16 protein-coding genes are annotated in these 20465 nt (G+C 64.4%); 6 read left to right on the top strand and 10 right to left on the bottom strand.

Features of this window, described 5'->3' with window-relative positions:
- Positions 1-8 precede the first annotated feature (8 nt).
- The 7 genes from gltA to EV672_RS01345 all read right to left on the bottom strand — a co-directional run bounded on the left by gltA (position 9) and on the right by EV672_RS01345 (position 6095).
- Entirely contained in the window at positions 9-1319 is a 1311-nt protein-coding gene (gene gltA / locus EV672_RS01315) for a citrate synthase (protein ID WP_133605775.1), read from the bottom strand.
- A 163-nt stretch (positions 1320-1482) separates the two neighbouring features.
- On the bottom strand, positions 1483-1776 hold the full coding sequence (locus EV672_RS01320; RefSeq protein ID WP_133605776.1) for a succinate dehydrogenase assembly factor 2: 294 nt from the start codon (positions 1774-1776) through the stop codon (positions 1483-1485).
- 58 nt (positions 1777-1834) lie between these two features.
- On the bottom strand, positions 1835-2536 hold the full coding sequence (locus EV672_RS01325; protein WP_133605777.1) for a succinate dehydrogenase iron-sulfur subunit: 702 nt from the start codon (positions 2534-2536) through the stop codon (positions 1835-1837).
- A 29-nt stretch (positions 2537-2565) separates the two neighbouring features.
- Positions 2566-4338 (bottom strand): succinate dehydrogenase flavoprotein subunit, encoded by a 1773-nt coding sequence (gene sdhA, locus EV672_RS01330; RefSeq protein ID WP_133605778.1) that lies wholly within the window; start codon positions 4336-4338, stop codon positions 2566-2568.
- Positions 4339-4341: 3 nt separating this feature from the next.
- Entirely contained in the window at positions 4342-4704 is a 363-nt protein-coding gene (gene sdhD, locus EV672_RS01335; protein ID WP_133605779.1) for a succinate dehydrogenase, hydrophobic membrane anchor protein, read from the bottom strand.
- 34 nt (positions 4705-4738) lie between these two features.
- A complete protein-coding gene (gene sdhC / locus EV672_RS01340; RefSeq protein WP_133605780.1) occupies positions 4739-5158 on the bottom strand; it encodes a succinate dehydrogenase, cytochrome b556 subunit in 420 nt (139 codons plus the stop codon).
- 148 nt (positions 5159-5306) lie between these two features.
- Entirely contained in the window at positions 5307-6095 is a 789-nt protein-coding gene (locus tag EV672_RS01345) for a GntR family transcriptional regulator (RefSeq protein ID WP_133605781.1), read from the bottom strand.
- A gap of 287 nt (positions 6096-6382) precedes the next feature.
- Here EV672_RS01345 and EV672_RS01350 point away from each other — a divergent pair, with 287 nt between their 5' ends.
- Together EV672_RS01350 and EV672_RS01355 are read left to right on the top strand one after the other, a co-directional pair.
- Positions 6383-7369, top strand: coding sequence for a malate dehydrogenase (locus EV672_RS01350; RefSeq protein ID WP_133605782.1), 987 nt, complete (start codon positions 6383-6385; stop codon positions 7367-7369).
- A gap of 105 nt (positions 7370-7474) precedes the next feature.
- Positions 7475-8488, top strand: a complete 1014-nt coding sequence (locus tag EV672_RS01355; RefSeq protein WP_133605783.1) for an HpcH/HpaI aldolase/citrate lyase family protein — start codon at positions 7475-7477, stop codon at positions 8486-8488.
- A gap of 22 nt (positions 8489-8510) precedes the next feature.
- Here the strand turns inward: EV672_RS01355 and EV672_RS01360 are convergent, their stop codons facing one another.
- The gene (locus EV672_RS01360; protein ID WP_133606421.1) at positions 8511-10400 is read right to left on the bottom strand and encodes a B12-binding domain-containing radical SAM protein; all 1890 of its coding nucleotides are present in this window, start codon (positions 10398-10400) and stop codon (positions 8511-8513) included.
- 368 nt (positions 10401-10768) lie between these two features.
- Between EV672_RS01360 and EV672_RS01365 the strand changes: the two genes are divergently transcribed.
- Entirely contained in the window at positions 10769-11455 is a 687-nt protein-coding gene (locus EV672_RS01365) for a PEP-CTERM sorting domain-containing protein (RefSeq protein WP_133605784.1), read from the top strand.
- A 15-nt stretch (positions 11456-11470) separates the two neighbouring features.
- Here the strand turns inward: EV672_RS01365 and prpR are convergent, their stop codons facing one another.
- Both prpR and EV672_RS01375 read right to left on the bottom strand, forming a co-directional pair.
- Entirely contained in the window at positions 11471-13477 is a 2007-nt protein-coding gene (gene prpR / locus EV672_RS01370; RefSeq protein WP_243738452.1) for a propionate catabolism operon regulatory protein PrpR, read from the bottom strand.
- 104 nt (positions 13478-13581) lie between these two features.
- Positions 13582-15105, bottom strand: coding sequence for a hypothetical protein (locus tag EV672_RS01375; RefSeq protein WP_133605785.1), 1524 nt, complete (start codon positions 15103-15105; stop codon positions 13582-13584).
- A 645-nt stretch (positions 15106-15750) separates the two neighbouring features.
- On the opposite strand from EV672_RS01375, the gene prpB reads away from it, so the two are divergent.
- Genes prpB through acnD form a run of 3 tightly spaced genes read left to right on the top strand, consistent with a single transcriptional unit; the run spans position 15751 to position 20462 of the window.
- Entirely contained in the window at positions 15751-16635 is an 885-nt protein-coding gene (prpB, locus tag EV672_RS01380) for a methylisocitrate lyase (RefSeq protein WP_133605786.1), read from the top strand.
- Positions 16636-16668: 33 nt separating this feature from the next.
- Positions 16669-17844 carry a bifunctional 2-methylcitrate synthase/citrate synthase gene (gene prpC, locus EV672_RS01385; protein ID WP_133605787.1) on the top strand — a complete coding sequence of 392 codons (1176 nt, stop codon included), beginning with the start codon at positions 16669-16671 and terminating at the stop codon, positions 17842-17844.
- Positions 17844-20462 (top strand): Fe/S-dependent 2-methylisocitrate dehydratase AcnD, encoded by a 2619-nt coding sequence (gene acnD, locus EV672_RS01390; protein ID WP_133605788.1) that lies wholly within the window; start codon positions 17844-17846, stop codon positions 20460-20462. Before prpC ends, acnD begins: the two co-directional genes overlap by 1 nt.
- The last annotated feature ends 3 nt before the right edge of the window (positions 20463-20465 follow it).

The following is a 20465-nucleotide window of genomic DNA, read 5'->3' on the forward strand; positions in this document are numbered from 1 at the left end:
GCCTCGGCTCAACGCTGGGCGATGGGCTTGACGTCGCGCTTCTCGGCGCCAACGAACAGCTGACGCGGACGGCCGATCTTGTACTCGGGGTCGCCGATCATTTCGTCCAGCTGGGCGATCCAGCCCACCGTGCGGGCCAGCGCGAAGATCGCGGTGAACAGCTGCACGGGGATGCCGATGGCGCGCTGGACGATGCCGGAGTAGAAGTCCACGTTCGGGTACAGCTTGCGCGACACGAAGTAGTCGTCTTCCAGGGCGATCTTTTCCAGGGCCATGGCCAGCTTGAACAGCGGGTCGTTCTGCAGGCCCAGCTCGTTCAGCACCTCGTGGCAGGTCTCACGCATCAGCTTGGCGCGCGGGTCGTAGTTCTTGTACACGCGGTGACCGAAGCCCATCAGCTTGACGCCGGAGTTCTTGTCCTTGACCTGGGCGATGAAGTCGCCGATCTTCTCGACGCCACCGTTCTTCTGGATGTCTTCCAGCATGGTCAGGGCGGCTTCGTTGGCGCCACCGTGCGCCGGGCCCCACAGGCAGGCCACGCCAGCAGCGATGGCCGCGAACGGGTTCGTGCCCGATGAACCGCACAGGCGCACGGTCGAGGTCGAAGCGTTCTGCTCGTGGTCAGCGTGCAGGATGAAGATGCGGTCCATGGCGCGCACCAGCACGTCGTTGACCTTGTAGTCTTCGCACGGCGTGGCGAACATCATGCGCATGAAGTTCTCGGTGTACGACAGGTCGTTCTTCGGATAGATGAACGGCTGGCCGATCGAGTACTTGTAAGCCATGGCCACGAGCGTGGGCATCTTGGCGATCAGGCGGATCGCGGCAATCTTGCGGTGCTCGGGGTTGTTGATGTCGGTGCTGTCGTGATAGAAGGCCGACAGGGCGCCGACCAAGCCGGTCATGACGGCCATCGGGTGGGCGTCACGGCGGAAGCCACGCAGGAAGAACTGCATCTGCTCGTTGACCATCGTGTGGTTGGTCACGCGGGTGACGAACTCCGACTTTTCGGTCGCGTTCGGCAGTTCGCCGTTCAGCAGCAGGTAGCAGGTTTCCAGGAAGTCGCAGTTGGTGGCCAGCTGTTCGATGGGGTAGCCGCGGTACAGCAGCTCGCCCTTGTCACCGTCGATGTAGGTGATCTTGGAATTGCACGAAGCCGTCGACAGGAAGCCGGGGTCGTAAGTGAATTTGCCGGTCTGGCCGTACAGCTTGCGGATGTCGATCACGTCAGGGCCGACAGAGCCCTTGTAAATCGGCAATTCCATGCTGGGGCTGCCGTCAGAAAACGACAGGGTGGCTTTCACGTCGGACGGTGTCATGAGCACTCCTAGGGGTCGGTCTTGTGTGGGAAAAAAGTGTTTGATGCAGGGCCCCGGCCGGTCACCGGAGTCGCTGAAAACGCGACATTATCGGGTCAAGAACTTGCCCCGAGCGTCTGCGACAACCGCCCAATCGTGTGGATGTGGACGACGTCGCCCACAGTCACGCCTGGGACACCCTCATCAACAACAGCACCCGCCTGACTTCGGCGTTGTCCAGATCACCTTCGGGCTCCTTGCGGGCCAGCAGGAGATCCAGCAGGTCATTGTCAGACAGGTCCATGAGTTCAAGCAAGCCCTGTACCAGCGCGTTGGTCAACTGCCCGCCGTGCTGCTCGAAAAAACGGTCAATGAAGATGTCGTTCTCGAGCAAGCCACGGCGGCACCGCCAGCGCAAGCGCCTCAGCACGTCCTCGTCGGGCGTCTGGTCGGCTTCGGGCTGGGCGATGGCGGTCATGGCAAGGGGCAATGGTTGACGTTCGGTACAGGTCAGCAAGGGACAGCGGTGAAGCGCGTCAAACGGCGCGACGCACCATCAGTTCCTTGATCTTGCCAATGGCCTTCGTGGGGTTCAGGCCCTTCGGGCACACGTCCACGCAGTTCATGATGGTGTGGCAGCGGAACAGGCGGTACGGGTCTTCCAGGTTGTCCAGGCGGCCAGCGGTGTCCTGATCGCGGCTGTCAGCGATGAAGCGGTAGGCCTGCAGCAAGCCGGCGGGGCCGACGAACTTGTCGGGGTTCCACCAGAAGCTGGGGCAGCTGGTCGAGCAGCTGGCGCACAGGATGCACTCGTACAGGCCGTCGAGCTCTTCGCGCTCTTCCGGGCTCTGCAGCCGCTCCTTGTCGGGCGGCGGCGTGTCGTTGACCAGGTAAGGCTTGATCGAGTTGTACTGCTTGAAGAACTGCGTCATGTCCACGATCAGGTCGCGGACCACGGGCAGACCGGGCAGCGGCTTGAGGGTGATCACGCCAGGCAGCGTCAGCATGTTGGTCAGGCAGGCCAGACCGTTCTTGCCGTTGATGTTCATGGCGTCCGAACCGCACACGCCTTCGCGGCAGGAGCGACGGAAGGACAGGGTCGGGTCAACCGCCTTGAGCTTGATCAGGGCGTCCAGCAGCATGCGCTCGTGACCGTCGAGTTCGATCTCGATGGTCTGCATGTAAGGCTTGGCGTCCTTGTCCGGATCGTAGCGGTAGATGTTGAAAGTGCGCTTCATGGTGCGTTCCTAATTCGTTTGACCGTCGATCAGAAGGTGCGGACCTTCGGGGGAACCGATTCCACCGTCAGCGGCGTCAGGTTCACCGGCTTGTAGTCCAGGCGGTTGCCTTCGGAGTACCACAGCGAGTGCTTCATCCAGTTGGCGTCGTCGCGGTTCGGGAAGTCGTCGTGGGCGTGGGCGCCACGGCTTTCCGGACGGGCGGCAGCGGCCACCATCGTGGCCTGAGCGGCCTCGATCAGGTTGTCCACTTCCAGCGCTTCGATGCGGGCGGTGTTGAAGACCTTGGAGTTGTCCTTCAGACCAATCGACTTGACGCGCTCACGCACAGCAGCGATGCGCTGAACGCCTTCGTCCATGGACTTCTGGGTGCGGAACACGCCGGCATGCTTCTGCATGGTGGCACGGATCTCGTTGGCCACGTCTTGCGAGTACTCACCGCTCTTGGCCGAATCCAGACGGGCCAGGCGCGACAGGGTGTAGTCGGCGGCGTCCTTGGGCAGGGGCTTGTGGTTCTTCGTCTTGAGGTTGGTCTCGACGATGTGGTTGCCTGCGGCACGGCCGAACACCACCAGGTCCAGCAACGAGTTGGTGCCCAGGCGGTTGGCGCCGTGCACCGACACGCAGGAGCACTCACCCACGGCGTAGAGGCCGTTGACGATGTCGTTGTGCTTGCCGTTGTTCGGCACGACCACCTGGCCATAGACGTTCGTCGGGATGCCACCCATCTGGTAGTGGATGGTCGGCACCACGGGGATCGGCTCCTTGGTGATGTCAACGTTGGCGAAGTTGTGGCCAATCTCGAACACCGAAGGCAGGCGCTTCATGATGGTCTCGGCGCCCAAGTGGGTCATGTCCAGCAGGACGTAGTCCTTGTTGGGACCGCAGCCACGGCCTTCCTTGATTTCCTGGTCCATCGAGCGGGACACGAAGTCACGCGGGGCCAGGTCTTTCAGGGTCGGGGCATAACGCTCCATGAAGCGCTCGCCGTTGCTGTTGCGCAGGATCGCGCCTTCGCCACGGCAACCTTCGGTCAGCAGCACGCCCGCGCCGGCCACGCCGGTGGGGTGGAACTGCCAGAACTCCATGTCTTCCAGGGGGATGCCAGCGCGCGCTGCCATGCCCAAGCCATCACCGGTGTTGATGAAGGCGTTGGTGGAAGCCTGGTAGATGCGGCCGGCGCCACCGGTGGCGAACAGCACGGTCTTGGCGTGCAGCACGTGCACGTCGCCGGTTTCCATTTCCAGGGCGGTCACGCCCACGGCATCGCCATCGGCGTCACGGATCACATCGAGGGCCATCCACTCCACGAAGAACTGGGTGCGGGCCTTGACGTTTTGCTGGTACAGCGTGTGCAGCAGGGCGTGGCCGGTGCGGTCAGCCGCGGCGCAAGCGCGTTGCACGGGCTTTTCACCGTAGTTGGCGGTGTGGCCGCCGAAGGGACGCTGGTAAATGGTGCCGTCGGCGTTGCGGTCAAACGGCATGCCGAAGTGCTCGAGTTCGTACACGACCTTCGGTGCTTCGCGGCACATGAACTCGATGGCGTCCTGGTCGCCCAGCCAGTCGGAGCCCTTGACGGTGTCGAAAAAATGGTAGTGCCAGTTGTCCTCGCTCATGTTGCCCAGCGAAGCACCGATGCCGCCCTGGGCAGCGACCGTGTGCGAACGGGTCGGGAACACCTTGGACAGCACGGCCACGTTCAGGCCAGCCAGAGACAGTTGCAGCGACGCGCGCATGCCGGAGCCGCCGGCCCCGACGATCACGACGTCAAACTTGCGGGTAGGAAGAGAGGTAGCGGTCATTTTTTACAGTCTCCAGAGCACTTGGATGGCCCAGCCGGCACAGCCCACCAGCCACACGAGGGTGAACACCTGCAGCGACAGGCGGATGCCCACCGGCTTGATGTAGTCCATCCAGATGTCGCGCGCGCCAACCCAGGCGTGGTACAGCAGCGAAACGATGACAACAAAGGTCAGCGTTTTCATCCACTGCTGAGAGAAGATGCCCGACCAGCTGTAGTAGTCGAGGCTGCTGGCCGTCAGCACCTGCACCAGCAGGACGATGGTGAACAAGGCCATCAGGACGGCGGTGATGCGCTGGGCCAGCCAGTCGCGCAGACCATAGTGCGCGCCGGTGACGATGCGCTTGGTTCCGTAGTTTTGAGACATGGTTGTTTTCCTGGAACGGGGATGCAACGGGGGATCAGAACAGGCCGAACAGCTTGGCGCCCAGCACCACGGTCAGGCCGATGCTCAGCGCCAGCGTCACGATGGCGGTGGAGTGGCCCTGTTCTTTGCTGACGGTGTGGGTGGCGTCCATGATCAGGTGGCGCACGCCTGCGATGAAGTGGTGCAGGTAAGCCCAGATCAGGCCGAGGGCGAGCAGCTTGAAGAACCAGCCGAAGTCACCGCGGAAGACCGAGGTGAACTCATCGAACGAGACTTCGGACGAGACGCTGGTGTCGAACATCCAGATGATGAAAGGCATCAGCAGGAACATCACCACGCCGCTGATGCGGTGCAGGATCGACACGATGCCGGCCGGAGGCAGGCGGTACGAGACGATGTCCGTGACGTGGATGTTCCGATAGACGGGACGTGGGGTTTTCGCGTTATCAGCCATGTTGGTGAGGGCTCCTGCCGAGCGTCAAAAATCTGTCGAAAGAATCAGGGGATTTTAGGGCAATCCCCATGCCCTGGGTGTCGCCTGTCCTGTGGTCATCTGCGAGACAGGTCACAGCGCAGGCGAGAACACGTTCTCGGAAAATCCGTTAACTCAATTCATTGCGGTAGTAATGGCGGTCTGTGCGGTACAAACCGCGTCGCAACTCCACGGGCTGGTCGCCGTAGGTGAAGGCCAGTCGCTCCACGCTCAACAGGGGCGCGCCGGGCTCCACTTGCAGCAAATGCGCCACAGAGGGCTGCGCAGACACGGCGCGCAGCTGCTCTTCGGCGCGGATCATGCGCACGCCGAATTCGGTTTCGAACAGGCCGTACATGGGGCCGCGGTATTCGCTCAGGCGCTCGGCGGTCAGCCCCTTGAAGAGGTGGGCCGGCAACCAGATGTCGTCCAGCACCACGGGCTGGCCGGAAAAATGCAGCACGCGCCGGACTTCGACCACCTGCTCGCCCACGGGCAGTTGCAGCGAGGCTGCCACGTCGGGCGGTGCGACCAGGCGACGGCAGTCGAGGAATTCGCGGCGTGCGGCACCGGGGGTGTTGTCGGGCACGTCGGGGGCCAAACGCAGGAAGCGGTACTGGACCTGCTCTTCCGCGTGGGTGGCCACGAAGGTGCCCTTGCCCTGGCGGCGCACCAGCAGGTTCTCGGCAGCGAGTTCGTCCACGGCCTTGCGCACCGTGCCCTGGCTGACCTTGAAGCGTGCGGCCAGGTCGATTTCAGAGGGGATGGCCTCGCCCGGACGCCACTCGCCGCCCTGCAGGCTGCGCAGGATCAGCGTCTTGATCTGCTGGTAGAGGGGGCTGAACGACGGGGCCAACATGGCCGCGGTGGCTGCGCCCGTGACGCCGGCATGGAGCGGCGCGCCGCTGGAGGGCGGCATCTCTGGCGGCATGCCAGGCACAGCAGGGAGGGACGGAGGGGTCACCACGGCGTTTCAGTGAAAGGGGGCGATCGGGTGGATCGGCAGCGGCCCGAACCGTGCCAGGGTGGGGCTCGGCCGAACGGACGCCATTGCACCACAAGTGCGCAGCAAAGTCCACGCAAGGGCTGGAAGATGTCTTATATAAGACATAAGAGCGTTGACGTCACGGGCCTTTGTCCATAGACTGCCGCGCGACGCTACACTTGCGGTCTTACCCTTACCCCCTTCTCATTTTCGGAGTTGCCATGAGCAAAGCACCCGTTCGCGTCGCCGTCACCGGCGCCGCTGGCCAAATCGGTTACGCCCTCCTGTTCCGCATCGCCTCGGGCGAAATGCTGGGCAAGGACCAGCCTGTCATCCTGCAGCTGCTGGAGATCCCCGATGAGAAGGCCCAGAACGCCCTGAAGGGCGTGATCATGGAGCTGGAAGACTGCGCTTTCCCGCTGCTGGCCGGCATCGAAGCCCACTCTGACCCCCTGCAAGCTTTCAAGGACACCGACTACGCCCTGCTGGTTGGCGCCCGTCCCCGTGGCCCCGGCATGGAGCGCGCCGACCTGCTGGCCGCCAACGCCCAGATCTTCACGGCCCAAGGCAAGGCACTGAACGCCGTGGCTTCGCGCAACGTGAAGGTGCTGGTGGTGGGCAACCCCGCCAACACCAACGCCTACATCGCCATGAAGTCGGCCCCGGACCTGCCGGCCAAGAACTTCACCGCCATGCTGCGCCTGGACCACAACCGCGCTGCCTCGCAGCTGGCGGCCAAGACCGGCACCAAGGTGGGCGACATCCGCAAGCTGACCGTCTGGGGCAACCACTCGCCCACGATGTACGCCGACTACCGCTTCGCCACCACCAACGGCAAGTCGATCAAGGACCTGGTCAACGACCAAGTCTGGAACGCCGACACCTTCCTGCCGACCGTGGGCAAGCGTGGCGCCGCCATCATCGCCGCTCGCGGCCTGTCGTCGGCCGCTTCGGCTGCCAACGCCGCCATCGACCACATCCGTGACTGGGCCCTGGGCTCCAACGGCGAGTGGGTCACCATGGGCGTGCCTTCGAACGGCGAGTACGGCATCCCCGCCGGCATCGTGTTCGGCTTCCCAGTGATCACCAACAACGGCGAGTACAAGATCGTCGAAGGTCTGGAAATCGATGCCTTCTCGCAAGAGTGCATCAACAAGACCCTGGCCGAGCTGCAAGGCGAGCAAGACGGCGTCAAGCACCTGCTGTGATCCTGAAGTGATGCAAGGCGGCGCAAGCTGCCGCACAATGAAAACCGGCGGCCTTCGGGCTGGCCGGTTTTTTTCTTTTCGGCTTGTCTTTGTCAGGATGCCCAGATGTCCACGCTGACCACCATCCACCCTCGCCACGCGCTGTTTGGCGCCGAAGCCGCGACCCACCACCTGCCGGTGTGCGACCACTACGCGGGCGTCGAGGCGCGCATGCGCAAAAGCCTGGCCTTGCAGGCCGAGATGGCCGAGACCGCCGGCCGCGCCGTGTTCGACGTGACCCTGGACCTGGAGGATGGCGCGCCGGTGGGGGGCGAGCACGAGCACGCCTTGCTGGTGGCCGAGTTGCTCGACAGCCCGGCCAACGCCTGGGGCCGTGTGGGCGTGCGCGTGCACGACGTGGGCCACAAGCGCTTCGAGGACGACCTCGACACGCTGATCGGCCGGGTGGGCGCGAAGCTGGCCTACATCATGGTGCCCAAGCTGGCGGGCGTGGACGACACGCGCCGCGCCATCGACGCCATCAAGGCCGCGCGCGTCAAGCATGGCGTGAGCCACGTCATCCCGGTGCATGGTTTGATCGAGACGCTCAGCGGTTTGCGGGACGTCGCGCAGATCGCCGCCCTGCCCGGGCTGGAGTCGCTGTCTTTCGGGCTGATGGATTTTGTGTCAGCGCACCGCGGCGCGATCCCCGCATTGGCCATGGGCGCACAGGGCCAGTTCGCGCACCCGCTGGTGTTGCGCGCCAAGATGGAAATCGCCGAGGCCTGCCACGCGGCGGGCATCACGCCCTCGCACTGCGTGGTGACGGAGTTCAAGGACACCCGCGCGCTCTCCAAGGCGGCCGAGCGCGCCAGCCGCGAGCTGGGCTACACGCGCATGTGGAGCATCCACCCCGACCAGATCCCCGTGATCATCGACGCCTTCGCCCCGGTGACCGCCGAGGTGGACGATGCGGTGGAGATTTTGAGCGCCGCGCAGGCCGCGCACTGGGCGCCCACGTCCTACCACGGCGTGCTGCACGACCGCGCCAGCTACCGCCACTACTGGTTCGTGCTGGAGCGCGCCTGGCTGACCGGGCAGCCGTTGCCGGCGGAGATCCGACAGGCTTTCTTCGGCTGAGGCCAGTCAGGCCGCCCGGGCTTCAGCCGCGGGTCAGATCACTCAAGGCCCGCGCGACGAACTGCCGCGGCACCGTGGGGCGCGAGACGCGCACATCGAACCAGGCGCGCACGTCCTGGTCGAGCAGGTTGCCGTGCATGAAGTTGTAGATCGCCTTCTTCAGAGCCACGCCCAGGCGGTCGTGGTCCACGCCCGTCGGATCGATGAAGCCGACGTCGTTGCGCGCAAAGTTGCCTTCGGGCAGAGGCACGAGTTCGATGCCGTACTCGGACGGGTTCAGGCCCACGGGCGAGTGCACCGTGCAGGCGAAACGGTGGAAGAAGCCGGAGTGGATGCAGCCGGCCTCGAACAGCTGGCGCACGTACTCCAGCGCATCAACCGTGTCTTGCACCGTCTGCGTGGGGAAGCCATACATCAGGTAGGCGTGGACCATGATGCCGGCGTCCGCGAAGGCCTTGGTGACGCGCGCCACCTGGGCCACGGACACGCCCTTTTTCATGAGCTGCAGCAGGCGGTCTGAGGCGACTTCCAGCCCGCCTGAGATGGCGATGCAGCCGCTTTCGGCCAGCAGCTCGCACAGCTCGGGGGTGAAGGTTTTCTCGAAGCGCACATTGCCCCACCAGCTGATCTGCACGCCGCGCTTGAGCAGCTCTTCTGCCAGGGCGCGCAGCACCTTCGGCGGCGCGGCCTCATCGACGAAATGGAAACCGGTCTGGCCGGTCTCGGCGACGATGGCCTCGATGCGGTCCACCAGCACCTCGGCCGACGCGGCTTCGTAGCGGGAGATGTAGTCCAGGCTGACATCGCAGAAGCTGCATTTCTTCCAGTAGCAGCCGTGCGCCACGGTGAGCTTGTTCCAGCGCCCGTCGGACCAGAGCCGGTTCATGGGGTTGAGCATGTCCAGCAGGGACAGGTACTTGTCGAGCGGCAGGCCGTCCCAGGTCGGCGTGCCCACGTCGCTGAAGGGCACATCGGGCTCTTGCCATTGCATGAGCTTGACGGCGCCTGCGTCGTCGCGCACGAAGGTGCGCACCAGGCGCTCGCGGCTGCGGCGGCCGGCCACGTGTTCGAGCAGGGCCAGCAACGGGCGCTCGCCCGCGTCCAGCGAGACGAAATCAACGAAATCGAACACGCGGGGCTCGGCCAGCTCGCGCAGCTCGGTGTTGACGAAGCCGCCGCCCAGGGCGATGCGGATGCCCGGGTGCTGCGCCTTGATCGCCTGGGCGATGCGGAAGGCCGCATAGACCGCCCCTGGGAAGGGCACGGACAGCAGCACCAACCCAGGTTGATGGCGCTGGATGGCATCGAGTGCCAGTTCGCACAGCGTGGCGTCCACCAGGTTGTGCGGCGCAGCCAGGGCCTCGGCCAGCGGGTCGAAGCTGGGCTGGCTCATGGCCAGGGACTCGGCGTAACGGACGAACTCGAAGCGCGGGTCGATGGCGTCGCGCAGGACGTCGGCCAGGTCGTTGAGGTAGAGCGTGGCGATGTGGCGGGCGCGGTCTTGCAGGCCCAGTGCACCGAAGGCCCAGGCCAGTGGGTCGCCGCCATCGTCTTCGTCAAGGACGTAGTGGTCGAGTGCAGCGAAGCGCGGGCCCTCGGGCAGAAAGCCGCGGCCGGCGATGCGGTGGGCCAGCGTGGCGTCCCGGCCCTGCAAGAAGGCGATGGTGCGGTCGATGGTGGCGAGGTAGGCGTCGGCCTGCTCGGCGAACGAGCGCACCGCCGCGCTGCGGGCAGCCGCCGATGAGGCCGGCAAGGCATCGACCACCTCGCGCACCGACTGCAGGCCGGCTCGCGACAGCAGGCGCAACACCAGGGCCAGGGCGAGGTCCTCCTGCGCCGCGTCCACGCCCTGTTGGCGCAGGAAGCCGGTCAGGTAGGCGGTGGACGGGTACGGCGTGTTGAGCTGCGTCATCGGGGGGATGAACGACAGGACACGGGGCGTCGCGCGCGCATTGAGCGCATTGGAAGCATTGAGCGCGGCGGGCGCTGCAGGCTGGGTCATGCGAGGGCCAGGCGAGGGCCAGGCGGGACAGCAAGAGGAGGCGGCATTGTGCCAGCGCGGCCGCGGCGCGTCAGCCGAAGCTCGGACAGCCGCAGGGTTGCGCCCTCCGCATCGTGGCGTCACTTTTCACCCAGTGGCCGACCGTGCGGACATATTCACGCTTTGCCAGCCCGGTGGGGCTGGACCTCCTCCACATGAGGGGGCGCAGGCCCGCTGCGCGCTGGGCGCCATTCGCGTAACATCCCCCCACAAAGTTGTGCTTGTCACAGGAAGTACCCATGCAGTTCACCCGCCTTGCCTCCGCCGCCGCTCTGAGCGCCCTGCTCTGCCTGTCCGGCGCAGCAGCCCACGCAGCGTCCATCGTGGTCAACGGCTCCCTGACGGGCTCGACGGTCAACATGGGCACGCCCGATGGCTGGCGCATCCTGGAAGGCACGCCCGACACCCTGGACGGCGGCAACAACGTCGGCGTGGCGGGCGCCACCGACTTCGGCGTGGCCCCCACCGCATCGCCCGACGGCGGCACCTGGGTCGGCCTGGGCATCAACGGCAGTTATGTCGAGCGCTTCGGCCAGATCCTCCAAGGCTTGTCGGTCGGTCAGACCTACACCGTGAGCTGGTTCGCCGGCAACTTCGGCCTGAACCGCCCGGACGCCGCCTCGCCGGTGCAGTACCTGGGCAGCAATGCCATCGACGTGATGCTGGACGGCGTCTCGATCGGCCATGGCAGCACGCTGGGCCTGTCGTCGAACTGGCTGAGCGAGTCGCTGGTCTTCACGGCCACGTCGGCCAGCCCGCAGCTGTCTTTCCGCCTGGCCGACACGACCAAGGCCTACCTGTCGATCGACGGCATCGCCGTGGTCACGGGCGGCACGACGCCAGCCGTGCCCGAGCCCGGCACCTGGGCGCTGATGGGCGCAGGCCTGATCGGCCTGGCCCTCGCCAAGCGCCGCACGCTGGGCTGATTCAGCAAGCAGGCTTCAGCCCGCGCGCAGCTTGCGCCACAAGGTGGTGCGGCTGATGCCCAGGCGCTGACAGGCCAGGGCCTTGTCCTCGCCACACTCGGCCAGGGTGGCCAGGATGTGCTCGCGCTCGCTCAGGCGCTGGGCGGGCCTGAGTGCATGGGCACGGCCATCGCGGCCACCGATGTCTTGTCTGTCCTCCCCACCCGATGGGGACTGCACAGCGCCAGGCACGGCGCACAGCTCGGGCGCCAACTCGCGCAGCCACTGCGTCGCCTCAGCAGATGACAGCACCGCCGCGGGCGGTACGCACACCACCAGGCGCTCGATGAGGTTGTCCAGCTCGCGCACATTGCCAGGCCAGCTGTGGTGCGGGGCTTGTGCCATCAAGGCCTGCCAGACGGCGCCCCAACCCTTCCCCTCACCCGTCCCGAGGCGCTCGCGCACCTTGGCGAGCAAAGTGGCCGCGATGTCGGGGATGTCGGCCAGGCGCTCGCGCAGCGGCGGCACCTCGATGCGCAAGATGTTGAGCCGGTAATACAGATCGAGCCGAAAGCGCCCTTGCGCCACCTGCTCGGCCAAGTCGCGGTGGGTGGCCGCGATCACGCGCACCTGCACAGGCGTGGGCTCCACCGCGCCGACGCGCAGCACCTCGCGCTCCTGCAGCACGCGCAGCATGCGGGTCTGCAAGGCCAGCGGCATCTCGCCGATCTCATCGAGGAAGATGGTGCCTTTGTGGGCCGCCTCGAACAGGCCGATCTTGCCGCCGCGGCGCGCGCCGGTGAAGGCGCCCTCCTCGTGGCCGAACAGCTCGCTCTCCAGCAGGGTCTCGGACAGGGCCGCGCAGTTCACGGCCACGAAGGGCATGTCGCGGCGGTCACTGGCGCGGTGGATGCCCTGGGCGACGAGTTCCTTGCCGGTGCCGCTCTCGCCCAGCAACAACACGGTGGCCGAGCTGTGTGCACATTGCAGCGCAAGCGCCTGCACACGCTGCGTGGCCGCACTGCGCCCTGCGAGCTGCGAGAGGTCGTAGCGCGCCGAGGCGGCCTGCGAATGCGCTCGGGCGCGGATGTGCCGGTCAACGCGCTGGATGGCCACCGCGTCCTGGGCCGACAGCACCGCGCCGGTCAGCACGCCCTGCTCGACGATGGGGATGCGGTTGACGATGAGCTGGCGCCCACGCACGCGCTCGATCTTCTCCAGCTCGGGCAGGCCCAGGCGCAAGGTCGATTGCAGGCTGAGCTCGGGGCAGGCGGCACTCAAGCGACGGCCTTGCCACGCACCGGCATCGATGCCCAACCATTGCGCCATGGCCGGGTTGAGCGTCTCGATGCGCTCCTGCGTGTCCACGGCGATCACGCCATCGCTCAGCTGGGCCAGCAAGGTGTTGAGGCGCTCACGCTTGGCCTGCTGGATGCGGGCAGCGCGTGCCACCTCGACCGCATCGGCCAGGGCTTCGCGCACGGCGTCCATCGAGTACAGGAACAGCCCGGTCAGCCCCAACTGCTCGGCCACATCAACGGCCACCCCTGAGCCCACCACGACCTCGGTGCCGCCTTGCTGCAGTGCGCGCACGCAGGCACGTGCCTCGTCTTCGGTGCGGTAGCTGCGCTGCGCAATCGCGAAGTCGAACAGCTGCTCGAAGCGCTGCAGGTCGGGGGCCATGCCGTCGTACGTCACGAGACCGATGCGGTCAGACACCCGGCGCGCCTGCGCCAGGGCGTGCATGAGGTCGAAGCCACCCACCTTGACCAGCACCACGGGCACATCGAGGTGCTGACGAAGGTAGCCACCGTTGGAGCCTGCCGCCACGACCACATCGACCGGCTGGCGGGCCTGCAGCGCCTTGACCCGCGCCACCGCCTCCTCGAAGCCCACGTCCAGCACGTCCACCACCGCGCGGTCGGCCACCACGGGCGCCAGCTCCTGCAACATCTTGTTGATGCGGCGAAACCCCACGGCCACGATGCGAGGCATCGAGCGGGCGGGCGGGTGCATGTACGGCGGCGAGCGGCCAGAAGTCATCTGAGGTGCAATGGTGTTCCACCTCATTGTTTCATAAACGGAACGTTCGCCGCTAGACCTCGCGACGCGGACAGGCCGCGCGAAGTGCACAGAGGACAAGTCGCTCATTCTCCCGCCTGAACGACCACCGGGACCCTGAAAACAACTGTCAGCAGTCCGCTGGGTGATTGATGGCTTGCCAATACGGGCATGCATACCCGCGTACGGACCGCACGATCACCGGCCTGAACGAGCTCGGTCACAAGGTAGCAACCCTCGCCGGGGATCGGCTGGGGGCTGGTGGCAACGTAAGCGCCGACCTTGTACTTCCGCAAGACGTCAAAAAGATCGAGATGACTTGCGTAGCGATCAAGGAAACCCCTGTCCATGACCAAACCCTCGAGCTGGACTACGCTCGCACTGGTCGCGTAGCCGACTGCTCCAGCCCTGTCCCCCATGGCAAGCACATCAATCCCGTTTTCGAGTGCAACATCGGCCACAAATTTACCCACCGCCATCATTTCACTGTCCTGCTTGCGTGTTTTGAATTGATCTACCGCCTTCGAAAACACCATGCCGACCGAGATCAGGAAAGTGGCCACCAAAAGAATTCTCATGCCCGGGCCTGACTTCTTTGCAAAACCTGCCGCACCTTCGGACAAGCCAATGACCAGGATATGCAGCAAGAAATTATACTGATACCAAGGCCACACACCGTAATCGGACCTGAAAGCGTGCAACACATAAAACACAAAGATCAAGAAAAAGCTGACCGCGATGATGAGGCGCTTATTGGGTAGCAAATAAAAAAGTACGGGCGTAACAAGCACACTCCACATCAAAAACACTGGCGGCCTCGGCGAAAGCAAGAACGATGTAAAGGTTTGGGCGTGGAAGGAAAACACCGGGGCATTCTTGGCCAAGCCCGACACTGGCATCCAGAGCCCAAAGAAGAACTTGTTGGCAAGGCAATACAGCGCCACCAAGGTGGTCAGCAGCAGAAGCGAGCGCATCAAATGTTTTTTAAAGCCCCAAAGCAGAAGGCAGATCATCGGTAGCCAGTAAACCATGCTGTCGATGCGCGACAGAAAACAGCCGAACAAAGCAAACCCAATGACCGAGGAGGAGCGCCCTCCCCGGCCCACATGCAACATCAAAATGGTAGAGAAGAAAAACAGGGCCGGAACCTCCATGCCCATGTTCAAAAACAAATACACCACGCCCGAGCAAAAAACCAAGGCAAGAACTCCCTCGTCCGAAAGCCTTCGGTTTTCCCTCAGCACCAACACCACGGAGAACAAACAAATCGCTGCACTCAGCACATACACCACTCGCAAGGGTGACCATCCTGATACTTCAGCGCCGTACGCCGCAGCAATGACCAAGAACTGCCACAAAGGCTGGTAGCCGTTTGTCAGCACACCTTTGAAATAGCTTGTTCCATTCCCAGATATGAAATTTCTCGCAACAACCAGATAGTAATAAAAATCGTCCTCGTACAGACCTTCGATGTTTGAAAAGTGGAGCGTGAAAACAATGCCAAAAAGCAAGGCGCCGACGCCAACCCAAGACAGGAATCTACGAACTACAATATACGAATCCGGGATGCCTTCAACACTGGGCGGCAAAATCAAATAACGGTCATTCATTTCAACATCTCCCCTGTATTTTATAAATCAAACCGACAAAATCAAATCATCACTGCGCGCATTCAAGCGCATCGATCAGATGTCAGCGTGTTTGCAGCAACTCGCGATCAAGCGAGGTCTGGGCCCGCACTCGGGCATGCGCGAATCAACGGAACCCCCAGGAGGGGCGGTACCCCACCGGAGCCCAGCCACGCTCCAGCCAGCCAGAGATGCGCAAACGTCCGCGTAGTCAAACCCACGACCCCCCGCTTGGCGAGGCGAACATGGGCAAGATCATTCCCTGCTTTGTTTGTTTAATTGCTACTGACTTTAGGTCGTCGAGGCAAGCGACACAAGTGAGCAATCCTTCCTCAAGCCATTGTCTTTCTTCAGGAAGCTGAAATTACAGTTTTTTACACCTGGCGGGTTGCTCACCTATGAAACGGAGAAAACGTCAAGCGAATCACAAATGAAACGTAGTTTCACTTTCGAAACATCAAGATCCATTGAGTCACACGGCGACACGCCAGCCAACCCAGCATTCACACGTTGAATCAAGGACTTAAGCTCCGGCACATGCGCCCTCTCATCGCGAAATGCCGCATGGCATAGACGTTGCTGCGTCCGCCCCGTATCCTGTTGGATTGATCAAGTGAGAGAGCAACCATGAACACCCTGTCCCCCGGCGCACGCTTTCGCCAAGCCCTGAAGGAAGAATCCCCCCTTCAGATCATCGGCGCCATCAACGCCAACCACGCCCTGCTGGCCCAACGCGCCGGCTACAAGGCCATCTACCTGTCGGGTGGTGGCGTGGCGGCTGGCTCGCTGGGCCTGCCTGACCTGGGCATCAGCGGCCTGGAAGACGTGCTGATCGACGTGCGCCGCATCACCGACGTGTGCGACACGCCGCTGCTCGTGGACATCGACACCGGCTTCGGGCCGAGCGCCTTCAACATCGAGCGCACCGTCAAGAGCCTGATCAAGGCCGGCGCCGCCGCTTGCCACATCGAGGACCAGGTCGGCGCCAAGCGCTGCGGCCATCGTCCCGGCAAGGAAATCGTCACCACCGAAGAGATGGTGGACCGCGTCAAGGCCGCCGCCGACGCCAAGACCGACAAGGACTTCTTCCTGATCGCCCGCACCGACGCCATCCAGGTGCACGGTGTCGATGCCGCCATCGAGCGCGCCATGGCCTGCGTGGAAGCAGGCGCCGACGGCATCTTTGCCGAAGCCGCCTACGACTTGCCGACCTACGAGAAATTCGTCAAGGCCGTCAACGTGCCCGTGCTGGCCAACATCACCGAATTCGGCAAGACGCCGCTGTTCAGCGTGGACGAGTTGCGCCCCACCGGCGTGGGCATGGTGCTCTACCCCTTGAGCGCCTTCCGCGCCATGAACAAGGCCGCCGAAGCCGTGTACACCGCCATCCGCCGTGACGGCCACCAAAAGAGCGTCGTGGACACCATGCAGACGCGCGACGAGCTGTACGACCGCATCAATTACCACGCATTCGAAGGCAAGCTGGACGCCCTGTTCGCTGCCAAGAAATAAGCCACACACCTTCATCCCCAGGAGACCCCGACCATGAGCGCCACCCCCGAGACCCCCACTGGCTCTACCGCGCCCGGCTTCAAGCCCAAAAAGTCCGTCGCCCTGTCCGGCACGGCAGCTGGCAACACCGCCCTGTGCACCGTGGGCCGCACCGGCAACGACCTGGCCTACCGCGGCTACGACATCCTCGACCTGGCCACGACCAGCGAGTTCGAAGAAATCGCCTACCTGCTGGTGCACGGCAAGCTGCCCACGGTGGCGGAACTGGCTGGCTACAAGGCCAAGCTGAAGTCGCTGCGCGGCCTGCCCGCTGGCCTGAAGACCGCGCTGGAACAGCTGCCCCCGTCGGCCCACCCGATGGACGTGATGCGCACCGGCGTGTCCGTGCTGGGCTGCCTCTCGCCCGAGAAGGACGACCACAACCACCCCGGCGCCCGCGACATCGCCGACAAGCTGATGGCCTCGCTGGGCTCGATGCTGTTGTACTGGTACCACTACAGCCACAACGGCAAGCGCATCGACGTGGAGACCGACGACGACTCCATCGGCGGCCACTTCCTGCACCTGCTGCACGGCCAAAAGCCGCGTGACAGCTGGGTGCGCGCCATGCACACCTCGCTCATCCTGTACGCCGAGCACGAGTTCAACGCCTCGACCTTCACCTCCCGTGTGGTGGCCGGCACGGGCTCCGACATGTTCAGCGCCATCACCGGTGGCATCGGCGCCCTGCGTGGCCCGAAGCACGGTGGCGCCAACGAAGTCGCCTTCGAGATCCAGAAGCGCTACGACAACCCCGATGAGGCCGAGGCCGACATCCGCGCCCGCGTCGAGAAGAAGGAAGTCGTGATCGGCTTCGGTCACCCGGTCTATACCGTGAGCGACCCGCGCAACGTGGTCATCAAGAAGGTGGCCGAGGACCTCTCCAAGGAAGAGAACAACCTGAAGATGTACGCCATCGCCGAGCGCCTGGAATCGGTGATGTGGGAAGTCAAAAAGATGTTCCCCAACCTGGACTGGTTCAGCGCCGTGAGCTACCACATGATGGGCGTGCCCACCGCGATGTTCACACCGCTGTTCGTGATCGCCCGCACCAGCGGCTGGTCGGCCCACGTGATCGAGCAGCGCATCGACGGCAAGATCATCCGCCCCTCGGCCAACTACACCGGCCCTGAGGACCAGAAGTTCGTGCCGATCAAGGACCGCAAGTGATGAACACCTCGTTCCGCAAGAACCTGCCCGGCACCTCGCTGGATTACTTTGACGCGCAAGCCGCCGTCGAAGCCATCCAGCCTGGCGCCTGGGCCACCCTGCCCTACACCTCGCGCGTGCACGCCGAGAACATCGTGCGCAAGGCCGATCCAGCCATCGTGACGCGTTCGCTGACGCAGCTCATCGAGCGCAAGCGCGACCACGACTTCCCCTGGTTCCCTGCTCGCGTGGCCTGCCACGACATCCTGGGCCAAACCGCGCTGGTGGACTTGGCCGGCCTGCGTGACGCCATCGCCAAAGAAGGCGGCGACCCCGCCAAGGTGAACCCCGTGGTGCCCGTGCAGCTGATCGTGGACCACTCGCTGGCCGTGGAGTGCGGCGGTTTCGACCCCGACGCTTTCCAGAAGAACCGCGACATCGAAGAGCGCCGCAACGAAGACCGCTTCCACTTCATCAACTGGACGAAGAAGGCCTTCGCCAACGTGGACGTGATCCCTGCGGGCAACGGCATCATGCACCAGATCAACCTGGAGAAGATGTCGCCCGTGATCCACGCCGACCAGGGCGTGGCCTACCCCGACACCTGCGTCGGCACCGACTCGCACACCCCGCACGTGGACGCCCTGGGCGTGATCGCCATCGGCGTCGGCGGCCTGGAAGCCGAGAACGTGATGCTGGGCCGCGCTTCGTGGATGCGCCTGCCTGAAATCGTGGGCGTCAAGCTCACCGGCCAACGCCAGAGCGGCATCACCGCCACCGACGTGGTGCTGGCCCTGACCGAGTTCCTGCGCAAGAGCAAGGTCGTGGGTGCTTACCTGGAGTTCCACGGCGAAGGCGCCTCGAAGCTGACGATCGGCGACCGCGCCACCATCTCGAACATGGCCCCCGAATACGGCGCCACCGCCGCCATGTTCAGCATCGACGACCAGACGCTGGAGTACCTGACCCTGACCGGCCGCGATGCAGCCCAGGTCAAGCTGGTGGAAACGTACGCCAAGGTCGCCGGCCTGTGGTCGGATTCGCTGAAGAGCGCGGTCTATGAGCGCGAGCTGACGTTCGATTTGAGCACCGTGGTGCGCAACATGGCGGGCCCCTCGAACCCGCACGCCCGCGTGGCCACCACCGACCTGGCGGTCAAGGGCATCTCGGGCCAATGGGCCATGCCTGCTGCGTCGGAAGGCACCATGCCCGATGGCGCAGTGATCATCGCCGCCATCACCAGCTGCACCAACACCTCCAACCCGCGCAACGTGATCGCCGCCGCACTGCTGGCCCGCAATGCCAACAAGCTGGGCCTCACGCGCAAGCCTTGGGTGAAGTCCTCGCTGGCCCCCGGCTCGAAGGCCGTGGAGCTCTACCTGAACGAAGCGGGCCTGATGGGCGACCTGGAAAAGCTCGGCTTTGGCATCGTGGCCTTCGCCTGCACGACCTGCAATGGCATGTCGGGCGCGCTCGACCCGGTCATCCAGCAAGAGATCATGGGCCGCGATCTGTATGCCACCGCCGTGCTCTCGGGCAACCGCAACTTCGACGGCCGCATCCACCCCTACGCCAAGCAAGCCTTTCTGGCCTCGCCCCCGCTGGTGGTGGCCTACGCCATCGCCGGCACCATCCGTTTCGACATCGAAAACGACGTGCTGGCGGTGGTTGACGGCAAAGAGATCCGCCTCAAGGACATCTGGCCTTCGGACGACGAGATCGACGCCGTGGTCAAGGTGGCTGTGAAGCCTGAGCAGTACCGCGCCGTGTACGAACCCATGTTCGCCATCAAGGCCGACGATGGCGTCAAGGTGAGCCCGCAGTACGACTGGCGCCCGCAGTCCACCTACATCCGCCGCCCGCCTTACTGGGACACGGAAGGTGTGGGCGCGCTGGCCGCGAACCCTCGCACGCTCAAGGGCATGCGCCCGCTGGCCGTGCTGCCGGACAACATCACCACCGATCACCTGTCGCCTTCCAACGCGATCATGATGAACTCGGCCGCCGGTGAATACCTGCACAAGATGGGCTTGCCTGAGGAGGACTTCAACTCCTACGCCACCCACCGCGGTGACCACCTGACCGCCATGCGCGCCACCTTCGCCAACCCGACGTTGAAAAACGAAATGGTGCGCGACGCCGACGGGAAGGTGAAGGCCGGCTCGCTGGCCCGCATCGAGCCCGAAGGCAAGGTCGTGCGCATGTGGGAGGCCATGGAGGCCTACCAGGAGCGCAAGCAGCCGCTGATCATCGTGGCCGGCGCGGACTACGGCCAGGGCTCCTCGCGCGACTGGGCCGCCAAGGGCGTGCGCCTGGCCGGTGTGGAAGCCATCGCCGCCGAAGGCTTCGAGCGCATCCACCGCACCAACCTGATCGGCATGGGCGTGCTGCCCCTGGAGTTCAAGCCCGGCACCACCCGCCTGACGCTGAACATCGACGGCACCGAAACCTACGACGTCGAAGGCGACCTGAAGCCCCGCACCGACCTGACCCTGGTCATCACCCGCAAGAGCGGTGAGGTCGTCAAGGTGCCCATGACCTGCCGACTGGACACGGCCGAAGAGGTCTCGGTGTACGAAGCCGGTGGCGTGCTGCAACGCTTCGCGCAAGATTTCCTTGCAGCGAACAAGGCGGCCTGACCC

It is taken from the genome of Aquabacterium commune, assembly GCF_004362855.1.
GTDB classification, from domain to species: domain Bacteria; phylum Pseudomonadota; class Gammaproteobacteria; order Burkholderiales; family Burkholderiaceae_C; genus Aquabacterium; species Aquabacterium commune.